Below are 11,712 nucleotides of genomic sequence, written 5' to 3' on the forward strand. Positions count from 1 at the left end.
CCGCTTCCCTTTCTACTTCTGCGCGAGCGGTGCGGCGACCGACGGTGCGGTGGCCGCGGGCGCGGCCGCACCGGACGCCGGCAAGGGCGCCGGCGCCGCCATGTCGCCGTTCTCGCGCGCCATCTCCGATACGTTCCAGCCGCCGCCGAGCGCCTTCACGAGCCCGACCGACGACACCATCCGCTGCCCGGCGATCGTCGCGAGCTTTTGCTGCGCGGTGAACGCGGTGGTCTGCGCGGTCAGCACGTTCAGGTACGCAACCGTGCCGGCCTTGTACTGGTTCGTGACGATCGCGAGCGCGTGCTCGGCGCTGTCGACGGCCTGCCGCTGCACGTCGATTTCCTGCGCGAGAATGCGCTGCGACGCGAGGTTGTCCTCGACGTCCTGGAACGCGGTGAGCACCGCGAGGCGATAGGCGGCGACGTCCTGGTCGTAGGTCGCGCGCGCGGCGTCGGTCTGCGCGGCGCGCAGCCCTGCGTCGAACAGCGTGGCCGCGAGCTGCGGGCCGACCGTCCAGAAGCGCGCCGGCAGCGTGAACAGTTGCGACCACACCGAGCTCTGGAAGCCGCCGGTGGCCGACAGCGTGAGCGTCGGGAAGAACGCCGAGATCGCGACGCCGATCTGCTCGTTCGCGGCCGCCGCGCGGCGCTCGGCCGCCGCGATGTCGGGCCGGCGCTCGAGGATCGCGGACGGCACGTCGACCGGCGTGACCGGCGGCTCGGCCGCGAGCGGATTGGGCGGCAGCGAGAAGGTCGACGCGGGCTCGCCGATCAGCGTCGCGATCGCATGCTCGTACTGCGCGCGGGCGACGCCGTTGTCGATCTGCGCGGCCTGCGCGCTCTGCAGCTGCGTCTGCGCCTGGATCACGTCGGCGCGCGCGGCGACGCCCTGCGCGTACTGGTTCTGCGTGAGCTGCAGCGAGCGTTCATACGACTTCACGGTGTCGTCGAGCAGCTTTTGCAGCCCATCGGACGTACGCAGCTGGAAATAGGTCTGCGCGAGCAGCGCCTGCTGCGACAGCCGCGCGTTCGCGAGGTCGGCCGCGGCGGCCGCTTCGCCGGCGCGCTGCGCGCTGACGGTGCGGCTCACCTTGCCCCACAGGTCGGGTTCCCAACTGGCGTCGAGGCCGACGCTGTAGCTGTTGTTGATCGATCCGGTCGACCCGCTGCCGAAATTCGACGACGAACCCGACGACAGCGACGTGCGCGGCGTCCGTGCGCGCGAGCCCGATGCGGTCAGCCCGACGGTCGGGAAATACGCGGCGCGTGCCTCGGTGACGAGCGCGCGCGCCTGCCGGTAGGCGGCCGCCGATTGCGCGATGGTCTGGTTCGACGCGTTGAGCTTGCCGATCAGCGCATCGAGCTGCGGATCGTTGTAGACCGTCCACCACGCGCCGCGGTCGGCGCGATCGGCGGGTTGCGCGACTTTCCAGCCGGCCGGCGCTTCCTTGAACGCGGCGGGGATCGACGTGTCGGGGCGGTGATAGTCGGGCCCGACGGCGCAGCCGGCGAGCAGCACGGCCGTCGCAATGGCGACGGCGGCGCTCAGCGGGCGAACGGCGCGCGGGAGGGAGGCGTACGGCATGGTGGTTTTCCTGTCTGGGCGTGACGGCCGGCGAGCGGCGCCGCGCGATGCGGTCGTCATGCCGCTGGCGGACAAATGGTAACTGACGGCGGGAAAGCTGCGCAGCCCTAAGGGTACGGTGCGCGGCAGCCGGAATGTGTTACCGGCGCGGCCAGCCGGTTTACCGGCCATTACGGCCAGCTTGCGGGAAAACGGGCGGGCGAATCGGCGTACGGCACCGGCCGCGCGTGACGCGGCCGGCGATCAGGCGGGATCGTGCGGAGAGCGGCGGGAGTGCTGCGGCGTCAGTGGCAGCGCACGGGCACCGGGACGGGTTCGGCGGCGGCAGCCCGCCATGTCGACGGCTCCGTCGCGGCCGGCTGGCTCGTGCGGCGGGCGGCATTTTTCGCGTTGCGCTGCCGGCGATGATCGAACCATGCGAACCCGAGCGCCGCGAGCGAGCCGCCAGGCACGACCAGCATCGTCACGTACAGCGCGATCTTCCAGCCGCGGTGCGGGCCGGAGAACACATGATGAGCGGTATCGGTCAGGTTGCGGCGCAGCGCGCCGGCGGCATTTTTCAGGAACAGCATCGCGAACATCCTCAGGTGCCCGGCAGCGCGGGCCAATCGGTCAGAACATAGTCTCCGGCAGTGCAACATGCACGTCGTAACTGGTTGACTCAAATAATATTGACTAAGCAATCATTTTTCAAGATACTGGGCGCGTTTTAACCCGAAACGCACTATTGCTGCGCGCGCAATCGTATGACCGGCGGCCTCTACGATCCCGAGAACATCGCGCTGGAAACGAGCCTCGGCTATTACCTGTCGAAGGCGAAGCAGGCGCTCGTCGAGCGGATGGATCGCGCGCTCGAGCCGTTCGACCTGACCGCGCAGCAGATCGGCGTGATCCTGCTGCTGTCACGCGGCTACGCACGCACGCCGTTCGAACTGTCGCGCAAGATGTCGTACGACAGCGGCTCGATGACGCGCATGCTCGACCGGCTCGAACGCAAGGGGCTGATCGCACGGGCGCGCAGCGAGCAGGACCGCCGGATGATCGAGCTGACGCTGACCGAACGCGGCATCGAAGCCGCCCGCGCGCTGCCGTCGCTGGTCGCGACCGTGCTCAACGCGCAGCTCGAAGGCTTCTCGGCCGACGAACTCGCGATGCTCACCGGCCTGCTGCAACGCTTCATCGCCAACGGGCCCGGTTCGAGCGGCTGCCCGAAGCCCGACGAACCCGACTGCTGACGCGTGCGGAGCCCCATGTCTAGGTTAAACACTCGCTTATTTCTCTGTCTGGGCAGAAGATGACAAGGCACCCGCTCCGCTTTTCCTCTTTTTCATTCCACCCGGCCGGGCCGCGCTGCGTCGCGTGTCCGTGCGTTGTGCCGGCGCGTCGCGCGCGCCGCGTCTAGGAGATTCCGATGTCCGCCACCACGGCATCCGCCCCCTCCCCCGCTGCCGAACCGGCGCCGCTGACCGGCGGCGCGCTCGCGCTGCTGACCGTCGGGCTCGCGCTCGGCACCTTCATGGAAGTGCTCGACACGTCGATCGCGAACGTCGCGGTGCCGACCATCTCGGGCAGCCTCGGCGTCGCGACGAGCGAGGGCACGTGGGTGATCTCGTCGTATTCGGTCGCGTCCGCGATCGCGGTGCCGCTGACCGGCTGGCTCGCGCGCCGGGTCGGCGAGGTGCGCCTGTTCACGCTGTCGGTGCTCGCGTTCACGATCGCGTCGGCGCTGTGCGGCTTCGCGACCAACTTCGAGACGCTGATCGCGTTCCGGCTGCTGCAGGGCCTCGTGTCCGGGCCGATGGTGCCGCTGTCGCAGACGATCCTGATGCGCAGCTACCCGCCCGCGAAACGCGGGCTCGCGCTCGGGCTATGGGCGATGACGGTGATCGTCGCGCCGATCTTCGGCCCGCTGCTGGGCGGCTGGATCAGCGACAACTACACGTGGCCGTGGATCTTCTACATCAACCTGCCGATCGGCGTGTTCTCGGCGACCTGCGCGTATTTCCTGCTGCGCGGCCGCGAGACCAAGACGTCGAAGCAGCGGATCGACGCGATCGGCCTCGCGCTGCTCGTGATCGGCGTGTCGTGCCTGCAGATGATGCTCGACCTCGGCAAGGACCGCGACTGGTTCAACTCGACCTTCATCGTCGCGCTCGCGCTGATCGCGGTCGTGTCGCTCGCGTTCATGCTCGTGTGGGAGGCGACCGAGAAGGAGCCGGTGGTCGACCTGTCGCTCTTCAAGGACCGCAACTTCGCGCTCGGCGCGCTGATCATCTCGTTCGGCTTCATGGCGTTCTTCGGCTCGGTCGTGATCTTCCCGCTGTGGCTGCAGACGGTGATGGGCTACACGGCCGGCAAGGCCGGCCTCGCGACCGCGCCGGTCGGGCTGCTCGCGCTGGTGCTGTCGCCGCTGATCGGCCGCAACATGCACCGGCTCGACCTGCGGATGGTCGCGAGCTTCGCGTTCATCGTGTTCGCGGGCGTGTCGCTGTGGAACGCGACGTTTACGCTCGACGTGCCGTTCAACCACGTGATCCTGCCGCGGCTCGTGCAGGGCATCGGCGTCGCGTGCTTCTTCGTGCCGATGACGACGATCACGCTGTCGAGCATCTCCGACGAGCGGCTCGCGAGCGCATCGGGGTTGTCGAACTTCCTGCGCACGCTGTCCGGCGCGATCGGCACCGCTGCCAGCTCGACGTTCTGGGAGAACGACGCGATCTACCATCATGCGCGGCTGTCGGAATCGGTGAGCATCTATGCGCAGAACACGACCGACTACCAGGGCGCGCTCGCGCAGCTCGGCATCGTCGGCCAGACGGCCAATGCGCAACTCAACCAGCTCGTCACGCAGCAGGGCTTCATGATGGCGACCAACGACTTCTTCCATCTGTCGGCGGGCGTATTCGTCGCGCTCGCGGCGCTCGTGTGGATCACGAAGCCGAAGAAGGGCGCGGGGCCCGCGATGGGGCATTGAGCGCACGACGGGCGGCCATCACGGCCGCCCTTTTCGTTTCGCCGTTCGCTTCGTCGCCCGGCGGCCCGGCCTTCACTCCCGCGCTCGCAAGCCCCCGAACGCCAGATCGTCGGCCGGTGCGAGCGGCAGCGTCGCCCGCGCGACGTCGAGCCATGCGCGCGCCGCGTGCGACAGATAGCCCTTCTTCAGCCAGCCGAGCGCGATCGCCCACGTGATTTCCGGCTCGACGATCGGCCGGCACGTGAACTGGCTCGCGTCGAGCCGCCGGCAATACGGCTCGGGCAGCAGCGCGATGCCGACGCCCGCATGCACGAGCGCGGCCATGAAATCCCAGTGGCCGCTGCGGCTCACGATCGACGGCGTGAAGCCGGCCTGCCGGCACGCATCGAGCACCGCATCGTGCAGCGCGAGGCTTTCCGCATAGAACACGAACGATTCGCGCGCGAGATCCGCGAGCGGCACGGCCGCGTGGTCCTCCCAGCGCGACTCGCGCGGCGCGACGAGCCACAGCGGCGCGCGCACCATCGGCAGCCGCTCGAACGTGCCCGGATCGACCGGCTCCAGCAGCCCGCCGAGTTCCAGCTCGCCCGACATCAGTGCGGCCTCGATCATCCGCGCGCCCTGCTCGAACAGCTTCAGCTCGATGTTCGGGTAGCGCTGCTTGTACGCGGCGATGATCGGCGTGAACAGCGAACCGCCGAGCGGCGGGATGCCGATCGTCAGCTCGCCGCGTCCGAGCGTGCCGAGATCGTTCAGCTCCGACTGCAGCTGCGCCTGTGCGGCGAGCACGTCCTGGCCGCGCTGGAACACGATCCGCCCGGCGTCGGTCAGCACCATCTGCCGGCCGTCGCGCAGCAGCAGCGGCGAACCGATCTCGTCCTCCAGCGCCTTCACCATCTTGCTGATGGTCGGCTGCGTGACGAACAGCCTGTCGGCCGCCGCGGTGAAGCTCTGCTGGCGAACCACCTCGACGAAGTACCGCAACGCGCGCAATTCCATCGATCACTCCCCAGATTGGTGCAGCTGAATGCAAGCGAATTCCGAATTGGAATGACAAGGATAGAGACAAGTCATTTTATTTATGGTTAGGGGAAACCCTATACTTGCTCCATTGACAGAAACATCTGTATGGAGCCCGCCATGAACAAGCCGACCGCCACTGCCGCCGCCCGCCCCGCCGCTTCGGGCAGCTTCGCGCACACGGGCCGGATCGTGCTGCAGGCCACCGCGCTCGGCGTGCTGTGGATGGCGGTCGACTGGGCCGTGCGCACGGTCGGGCTGCCGATTCCGTCCGGCGTGATCGGCCTCGCGGTGCTCCTCGTGCTGCTGTTCTCGGGCCGCGTCGCGCCGGCGTGGGTGAAGGACGGCGCGAACTGGCTCTTGTCCGACATGCTGCTGTTCTTCGTGCCGGCCGCCGTCGCGGCCGTGCAGTACGGCGGGCTGTTCCGCGAGGACGGCTGGCGCATCGCGCTGGTGATGCTCGCCGGCACCGCGTTCGTGATGGTCGCGGTGGCCGTCGCGGTCGATCTCGCCGCGAAGCTCGAACGCCGGCTCGCCGCGCAGCGCGTGTTCGCCGAGCGCCGCCGCGCGCGCCTGAGCGCCGTCGCTCACTGAGCGGGGGCCTGCCATGCTCGCCGCGCTATCGAACTTGCCCGCCGACCGGGTGAATACCGCGATCTCCGTCGGCTGCTTCGTGCTGACGATCGTGCTGTATTTCGCGTCGAAGCGGCTCTACGCGTACAAGAAGACGCTGCTGTTCTCGCCGCTGGTGTTCGTGCCGGGCGTGCTGGTGCTGCTCGTGCTGCTGACCGGCATCCCGTATTCGGTCTATTTCCGCGACACGCGCTGGCTGATGTGGCTGCTCGGCCCGGCGACGATCGCGTTCGCGGTGCCGATCTACGACTATCGTGACCTGATCCGCCGCCACTGGCTGTCGTTGTCGGTCGGTGTCGCGGTCGGGATCGCAGCGGGCGTATGCGGGTCGCTGCTGCTCGCGAAGCTGCTGCACCTGTCGCCCGAGCTGCAGCGCTCGCTGATGACGCGCTCGGTGTCGACGCCGTTCGCGCTCGCCGTGTCGGACAAGATCCACGCGCCGAAGGATCTCACCGCCCTGTTCGTGATCGCGACCGGCATCTGCGGGATGCTGCTCGGCGAGCTCGTGCTGGCGCTCGTGCCGATGCGCACGCGGCTCGCGCGCGGCGCGCTGTTCGGCGCGGCCGCCCATGGCGTGGGCACCGCGAAGGCGCGCGAGATCGGCAACGAGGAAGGCGTCGTGTCGAGCCTGACGATGATGATCGCGGGCGTCGCGATGGTGCTGATCGCGCCGTTGCTCACGCTGCTGCCGATCTGACAGAAGTGCGGGCGGGCGCCGCTGGCCGCCCTGCCGCGCTTCCCGCCTGACGGCCCGGTTCCCGCCGGCCGCGCCCCCGCCTGATCGTTTCCCCCTCTGCGTTCCTGCGCGACATCGAGCCGGCACCCGGCCGACCATCGGCTGAGATAGCCGCAATTCCCCCCTCTTTTCCGCCCATCGGCCTCGGCCCGGATGTCGAACAATGCATGCTACGAGACATCACGCACGCATTCACATGGCCACGACTGCAACCCCGACCGCCGACAAGCCGGCTTCGTCCGGCAAGTTCAAGCGCATCGCGCTCATCGCCGTCATCGCGCTGGGCGCGGCTGCCGCCGCCGCCGGCGGCATGTACGTGTTCCTGAACAAGGCGGGCGTCGGCCATCCGAGCGCGCCCGCCGAGCCGGCGCCGCTTGCCGCGCCGGTGTTCTTCCCGCTCGACCCGCTGACCGTGAACCTGCAGTCCGACGACGGCGCGCAGCACTACCTGCGCGTCGGCCTGTCGCTGAAGCTCACCGATCCGAAGGCGCAGGAGCAACTGACCGCGCGGATGCCGGAAATCCGCAGCCGGATCCTGCTCGCGCTGTCGAACAAGCATCCCGAGGAGCTCGCGACGCCGGAGGGCAAGCGCTCGCTCGCGACGGAGCTGCGGGAGCTGATCGAACAGCCGACGCAGCCGGGCAATCAGCGCGCGAAGGTCGACGACGTCCTGTTCACCGAGTTCGTCGTCCAGTAACGCGGCCGCGAAAGGAGCGCGTATGGGTCACCAGGAGTTCATGTCCCAGGAGGAGGTCGATGCCCTCCTCAAGGGCGTCACGGGCGAAACCGATGCAGTCGACGAGCAGCGCGACACATCGGGCGTCCGCCCCTACAACATCGCGACGCAGGAGCGGATCGTCCGCGGCCGGATGCCCGGCCTCGAGATCATCAACGACCGCTTCGCGCGCCTGTTGCGGATCGGCATCTTCAACTTCATGCGGCGCACGGCGGAAATTTCCGTCAGCCAGGTGAAGGTGCAGAAGTACAGCGAATTCACCCGCAACCTGCCGATCCCGACCAACCTGAACCTGGTGCACGTGAAGCCGCTGCGCGGCACGTCGCTGTTCGTGTTCGACCCGAACCTCGTGTTCTTCGTCGTCGACAACCTGTTCGGCGGCGACGGGCGCTTCCACACGCGCGTCGAGGGCCGCGACTTCACGGCCACCGAACAGCGGATCATCGGCAAGCTGCTGAACCTCGTGTTCGAGCACTACACGACCGCGTGGAAGAGCGTGCGGCCGCTGCAGTTCGAATTTGTGCGCTCGGAGATGCACACGCAGTTCGCGAACGTCGCGACGCCGAACGAGATCGTGATCGTCACGCAGTTCTCGATCGAGTTCGGGCCGACCGGCGGCACGCTGCACATCTGCATGCCGTACTCGATGATCGAGCCGATCCGCGACGTGCTCAGCTCGCCGATCCAGGGCGAGGCGCTCGAAGTCGACCGCCGCTGGGTGCGCGTGCTGTCGCAGCAGGTGCAGGCCGCGGAAGTCGAGCTGACCGCGAATCTCGCCGAGATCTCGTCGACGTTCGAGAAGATCCTGAACCTGCGCGCGGGCGACGTGCTGCCGCTGGAGATCGAGGACACGATCACCGCGAAGGTCGACGGCGTGCCGGTGATGGAATGCGGCTACGGAATTTTCAATGGTCAATATGCGTTGCGCGTGCAGAAGATGATCGGCGCGAGCGATTCGATGAAGGAAGGTGGATATGAGTGAGCTGAACCAGACGCCCGACGACGACATCCAGGCGATGGCCGATGCGGCCCTCGCGGCGTCGGCTGTCGACGCGAAGGCGCCGGCCGCGGCCGAGGAAGATCCGGGCATGGACGACTGGGCGGCCGCGCTCGCCGAGCAGAACGAGCAGCCGGTGCCCGCGGGCGCGACGAGCGCCGGCGTGTTCCAGCCGCTGTCGAAGGCCGCGGCGAGCTCGACGCACAACGACATCGAGATGATCCTCGACATCCCGGTCAAGATGACCGTGGAGCTCGGCCGCACGAAGATCGCGATCCGCAACCTGCTGCAGCTCGCGCAGGGGTCGGTCGTCGAGCTCGACGGCATGGCCGGCGAGCCGATGGACGTGCTCGTGAACGGCTGCCTGATCGCGCAGGGCGAAGTCGTGGTGGTCAACGACAAGTTCGGTATTCGCCTCACCGACATCATCACGCCGGCCGAACGCATCCGGAAGCTGAATCGATGAACGTCGTGATGTCCGGCCGGCGCGCGTGCCGCGCGATTGCGGCGGCGGCACTGGCCGCCGCCGCGTCGCTCGTGTGCGCACCGGCCGGCGCCGCCGACATGAACGCGGTCAACCACCCCGGTTCGATCGCGTCGAGCGTGATGGTCGGTTCGGCCGCGCCGTCGCTCGGCATCGGCGCGGTGCTGCAGACGCTCGTCGGGCTCGCGGTCGTGATCGGCCTCGTGTTCGCGTGCGCATGGCTCGCCCGCCGCTTCGGCTTCCAGCCCGCGCGGCGCGGCGGCCCGCTGAAGGTCGTGTCGAGCGTCGGGCTCGGCGCGAAGGAAAGCGCGACGATCGTCGAGATCGGCGACACCTGGCTCGTGCTCGGCGTCGCGCCGGGCAACGTGCGATTGCTGCATACGCTGCCGGCCGGTTCGGTGGCGGCCACCGCGACGGCGACTGCGGGTTCGGCCCCGGCCGACGCGTCCGTCGGCGGCACTTCGTCCGACGCCGGCCTGCCCGGCACGTTCGGCTCGCGGTTTCGCGACGCGCTCGCGGGCGAAGCCGCGAAACGCCTCGGGCGCGGCAAGGACCGCTGACATGGCGCCGCGCCCTCTTCCAGTATCCGCATTCCGATGAAACACGCATTCCTGCGTCACGCGGCGCGCGTCGCGCCCGTGCTGATCCTCTGTCTCGCTCCGGCGCTCGCGTATGCGCAGGCGAACGGCCTGCCCGCGTTCAACGCGAGCCCGGGCCCGCACGGCGGCACCACCTATTCGCTGAGCGTGCAGACGATGCTGCTGCTCACGATGCTGTCGTTCCTGCCGGCGATGCTGCTGATGATGACGAGCTTCACGCGCATCATCATCGTGCTGTCGCTGCTGCGCCAGGCGCTCGGCACCGCGACGACGCCGCCGAACCAGGTGCTCGTCGGCCTCGCGATGTTCCTCACCTTCTTCGTGATGTCGCCGGTGCTCGACCGTGCGTACAACGACGGCTACAAGCCGTTCTCCGACGGCTCGATGCCGATGGAGCAGGCCGTGCAGCGCGGCGTCGCGCCGTTCAAGACCTTCATGCTGAAGCAGACCCGCGAGACCGATCTCGCGCTGTTCGCGAAGATCTCGAAGGCCGCGCCGATGCAGGGCCCCGAGGACGTGCCGCTGTCGCTGCTGGTGCCCGCGTTCGTCACGAGCGAACTGAAGACCGGCTTCCAGATCGGCTTCACGGTGTTCATCCCGTTCCTGATCATCGACATGGTCGTCGCGAGCGTGCTGATGTCGATGGGGATGATGATGGTGTCGCCGTCCACCGTGTCGCTGCCGTTCAAGCTGATGCTGTTCGTGCTGGTCGACGGCTGGCAACTGCTGATTGGCTCGCTCGCGCAGAGCTTCAGTTAAGCGGAGGAACACGCGCGATGACGCCCGAACAAGTAATGACGCTGGCGCACCAGGCGATGATGGTCGGCCTGCTGCTCGCGGCCCCGCTGTTGCTGGTCGCGCTCGCGGTCGGCCTCGTCGTGAGCCTGTTCCAGGCCGCGACGCAGATCAACGAAGCGACGCTGTCGTTCATCCCGAAGCTGCTCGCGGTCGCCGCGACGCTCGTGATCGCCGGCCCGTGGATGCTGACGACGATGCTCGACTACCTGCGGCAGACGCTGCTGCACGTCGCGACGCTCGGCGCCGGCTGAGCCGCGCTCGGCCCCCTTCTCCCGCATGTTCTCGGTCACCTACGCGCAGCTCAACGGCTGGCTCACGGCGTTCCTGTGGCCGTTCGTGCGGATGCTCGCGCTCGTCGCGACGGCGCCCATGGTCGGCCACGCGGCCGTGCCGGTGCGCGTGAAGATCGGCGTCGCCGCGTTCATGGCGCTCGTCGTCGCGCCGACGCTCGGCGCGATGCCGGACGTCACCGTATTCTCCGCGCAGGGCATCTGGATCCTCGTCAATCAATTCCTGATCGGCGTCGCGATGGGTTTCACGATGCAGCTCGTGTTCGCGGCCGTCGAAGCGGCCGGCGATTTCATCGGGCTGTCGATGGGGCTCGGCTTCGCGACCTTCTTCGATCCGCATTCGAGCGGCGCGACGCCCGCGATGGGCCGGTTCCTGAACGCGGTCGCGATGCTCGCGTTCCTCGCGGTGGACGGCCACCTGCAAATGTTCGCGGCGCTCGCCGCGTCGTTCCAGTCGCTGCCGGTGTCGGCCGACCTGCTGCACGCGCCGGGCTGGCGTACGCTCGCCGCGTTCGGCGCGACCGTGTTCGAGATGGGGCTGCTGCTGTCGCTGCCGGTGGTGGTGGCGCTGCTGATCGCGAACCTCGCGCTCGGCATCCTGAACCGCGCGGCGCCGCAGATCGGCATGTACCAGATCGGCTTTCCCGTCACGCTGATCGTCGGGCTGTTGCTCGTGCAACTGATGATCCCGAACCTCGTGCCGTTCGTGTCGCACCTGTTCGACATGGGGCTCGATGCGATGGGGCGGGTGTTGATCGGCTGGCGCTAGACGCCCCGCCGACGCACATAGATCTTCTTCCGCCTCATTCGGGCCGCACTCGTCGGCCCGTGCCGCACTTTCCTTCCGCGATTCTCCCTACG

General features: G+C 68.4%; 14 protein-coding genes. 11 read left to right on the forward strand and 3 right to left on the reverse strand.

The features are described from left to right. Positions 1–12: 12 nt before the first annotated feature. Both BLS50_RS08355 and BLS50_RS08360 read right to left on the reverse strand, forming a co-directional pair. The gene (locus tag BLS50_RS08355) at positions 13–1,584 is read right to left on the reverse strand and encodes an efflux transporter outer membrane subunit (RefSeq protein WP_074801860.1); all 1,572 of its coding nucleotides are present in this window, start codon (positions 1,582–1,584) and stop codon (positions 13–15) included. Between the two features lie 284 nt (positions 1,585–1,868). Then, positions 1,869–2,156: a multidrug ABC transporter ATPase gene (locus BLS50_RS08360; protein WP_011544459.1), complete on the reverse strand. Its 288-nt coding sequence runs from the start codon at positions 2,154–2,156 to the stop codon at positions 1,869–1,871. A gap of 174 nt (positions 2,157–2,330) precedes the next feature. Here BLS50_RS08360 and BLS50_RS08365 point away from each other — a divergent pair, with 174 nt between their 5' ends. Together BLS50_RS08365 and BLS50_RS08370 are read left to right on the forward strand one after the other, a co-directional pair. Further along, entirely contained in the window at positions 2,331–2,819 is a 489-nt protein-coding gene (locus BLS50_RS08365; RefSeq protein WP_074801863.1) for a MarR family winged helix-turn-helix transcriptional regulator, read from the forward strand. A gap of 176 nt (positions 2,820–2,995) precedes the next feature. Beyond that, entirely contained in the window at positions 2,996–4,558 is a 1,563-nt protein-coding gene (locus BLS50_RS08370) for a DHA2 family efflux MFS transporter permease subunit (protein WP_011544461.1), read from the forward strand. A 72-nt stretch (positions 4,559–4,630) separates the two neighbouring features. Here the strand turns inward: BLS50_RS08370 and BLS50_RS08375 are convergent, their stop codons facing one another. Then, complete coding sequence (locus BLS50_RS08375) at positions 4,631–5,557, reverse strand: LysR family transcriptional regulator (RefSeq protein WP_006477236.1); 927 nt, start codon at positions 5,555–5,557, stop codon at positions 4,631–4,633. Positions 5,558–5,698: 141 nt separating this feature from the next. On the opposite strand from BLS50_RS08375, the gene BLS50_RS08380 reads away from it, so the two are divergent. The 9 genes from BLS50_RS08380 to fliR all read left to right on the forward strand — a co-directional run bounded on the left by BLS50_RS08380 (position 5,699) and on the right by fliR (position 11,620). After that, positions 5,699–6,172 (forward strand): CidA/LrgA family protein, encoded by a 474-nt coding sequence (locus BLS50_RS08380; RefSeq protein ID WP_027812872.1) that lies wholly within the window; start codon positions 5,699–5,701, stop codon positions 6,170–6,172. Positions 6,173–6,185: 13 nt separating this feature from the next. Then, positions 6,186–6,908 carry an LrgB family protein gene (locus BLS50_RS08385; protein ID WP_011544465.1) on the forward strand — a complete coding sequence of 241 codons (723 nt, stop codon included), beginning with the start codon at positions 6,186–6,188 and terminating at the stop codon, positions 6,906–6,908. 235 nt (positions 6,909–7,143) lie between these two features. Continuing rightward, the gene (gene fliL / locus BLS50_RS08390) at positions 7,144–7,644 is read left to right on the forward strand and encodes a flagellar basal body-associated protein FliL (RefSeq protein ID WP_023477391.1); all 501 of its coding nucleotides are present in this window, start codon (positions 7,144–7,146) and stop codon (positions 7,642–7,644) included. A gap of 22 nt (positions 7,645–7,666) precedes the next feature. After that, complete coding sequence (gene fliM / locus BLS50_RS08395) at positions 7,667–8,665, forward strand: flagellar motor switch protein FliM (protein WP_006477232.1); 999 nt, start codon at positions 7,667–7,669, stop codon at positions 8,663–8,665. Then, positions 8,658–9,146, forward strand: a complete 489-nt coding sequence (fliN, locus tag BLS50_RS08400; RefSeq protein WP_069231973.1) for a flagellar motor switch protein FliN — start codon at positions 8,658–8,660, stop codon at positions 9,144–9,146. Before fliM ends, fliN begins: the two co-directional genes overlap by 8 nt. Continuing rightward, positions 9,143–9,724 (forward strand): flagellar biosynthetic protein FliO, encoded by a 582-nt coding sequence (gene fliO / locus BLS50_RS08405; RefSeq protein ID WP_069231972.1) that lies wholly within the window; start codon positions 9,143–9,145, stop codon positions 9,722–9,724. The genes fliN and fliO overlap by 4 nt, the downstream gene beginning before the upstream one ends. Positions 9,725–9,760: 36 nt before the next feature. Beyond that, positions 9,761–10,522 carry a flagellar type III secretion system pore protein FliP gene (gene fliP, locus BLS50_RS08410; RefSeq protein WP_006477229.1) on the forward strand — a complete coding sequence of 254 codons (762 nt, stop codon included), beginning with the start codon at positions 9,761–9,763 and terminating at the stop codon, positions 10,520–10,522. A 17-nt stretch (positions 10,523–10,539) separates the two neighbouring features. Further along, positions 10,540–10,812 carry a flagellar biosynthesis protein FliQ gene (fliQ, locus tag BLS50_RS08415; RefSeq protein WP_006401718.1) on the forward strand — a complete coding sequence of 91 codons (273 nt, stop codon included), beginning with the start codon at positions 10,540–10,542 and terminating at the stop codon, positions 10,810–10,812. Positions 10,813–10,837: 25 nt separating this feature from the next. After that, positions 10,838–11,620: a flagellar biosynthetic protein FliR gene (gene fliR / locus BLS50_RS08420; RefSeq protein ID WP_027809606.1), complete on the forward strand. Its 783-nt coding sequence runs from the start codon at positions 10,838–10,840 to the stop codon at positions 11,618–11,620. Positions 11,621–11,712 lie beyond the last annotated feature (92 nt).

Origin of the sequence: Burkholderia orbicola (genome assembly GCF_900100915.1) — a bacterium.
Taxonomy (GTDB): Bacteria; Pseudomonadota; Gammaproteobacteria; order Burkholderiales; family Burkholderiaceae; genus Burkholderia; species Burkholderia orbicola.

Excerpts from the sequence above, each read along its gene's own strand:
- BLS50_RS08355 (WP_074801860.1), bottom strand. The coding sequence starts at position 1,584 with ATGCCGTACGCCTCCCTCCCGCGCGCCGTTCGCCCGCTGAGCGCCGCC.
- BLS50_RS08360 (WP_011544459.1), bottom strand. The coding sequence starts at position 2,156 with ATGCTGTTCCTGAAAAATGCCGCCGGCGCGCTGCGCCGCAACCTGACC.
- BLS50_RS08365 (WP_074801863.1), top strand. The coding sequence starts at position 2,331 with ATGACCGGCGGCCTCTACGATCCCGAGAACATCGCGCTGGAAACGAGC.
- BLS50_RS08370 (WP_011544461.1), top strand. The coding sequence starts at position 2,996 with ATGTCCGCCACCACGGCATCCGCCCCCTCCCCCGCTGCCGAACCGGCG.
- BLS50_RS08375 (WP_006477236.1), bottom strand. The coding sequence starts at position 5,557 with ATGGAATTGCGCGCGTTGCGGTACTTCGTCGAGGTGGTTCGCCAGCAG.
- BLS50_RS08380 (WP_027812872.1), top strand. The coding sequence starts at position 5,699 with ATGAACAAGCCGACCGCCACTGCCGCCGCCCGCCCCGCCGCTTCGGGC.
- BLS50_RS08385 (WP_011544465.1), top strand. The coding sequence starts at position 6,186 with ATGCTCGCCGCGCTATCGAACTTGCCCGCCGACCGGGTGAATACCGCG.
- fliL (WP_023477391.1), top strand. The coding sequence starts at position 7,144 with ATGGCCACGACTGCAACCCCGACCGCCGACAAGCCGGCTTCGTCCGGC.
- fliM (WP_006477232.1), top strand. The coding sequence starts at position 7,667 with ATGGGTCACCAGGAGTTCATGTCCCAGGAGGAGGTCGATGCCCTCCTC.
- fliN (WP_069231973.1), top strand. The coding sequence starts at position 8,658 with ATGAGTGAGCTGAACCAGACGCCCGACGACGACATCCAGGCGATGGCC.
- fliO (WP_069231972.1), top strand. The coding sequence starts at position 9,143 with ATGAACGTCGTGATGTCCGGCCGGCGCGCGTGCCGCGCGATTGCGGCG.
- fliP (WP_006477229.1), top strand. The coding sequence starts at position 9,761 with ATGAAACACGCATTCCTGCGTCACGCGGCGCGCGTCGCGCCCGTGCTG.
- fliQ (WP_006401718.1), top strand. The coding sequence starts at position 10,540 with ATGACGCCCGAACAAGTAATGACGCTGGCGCACCAGGCGATGATGGTC.
- fliR (WP_027809606.1), top strand. The coding sequence starts at position 10,838 with ATGTTCTCGGTCACCTACGCGCAGCTCAACGGCTGGCTCACGGCGTTC.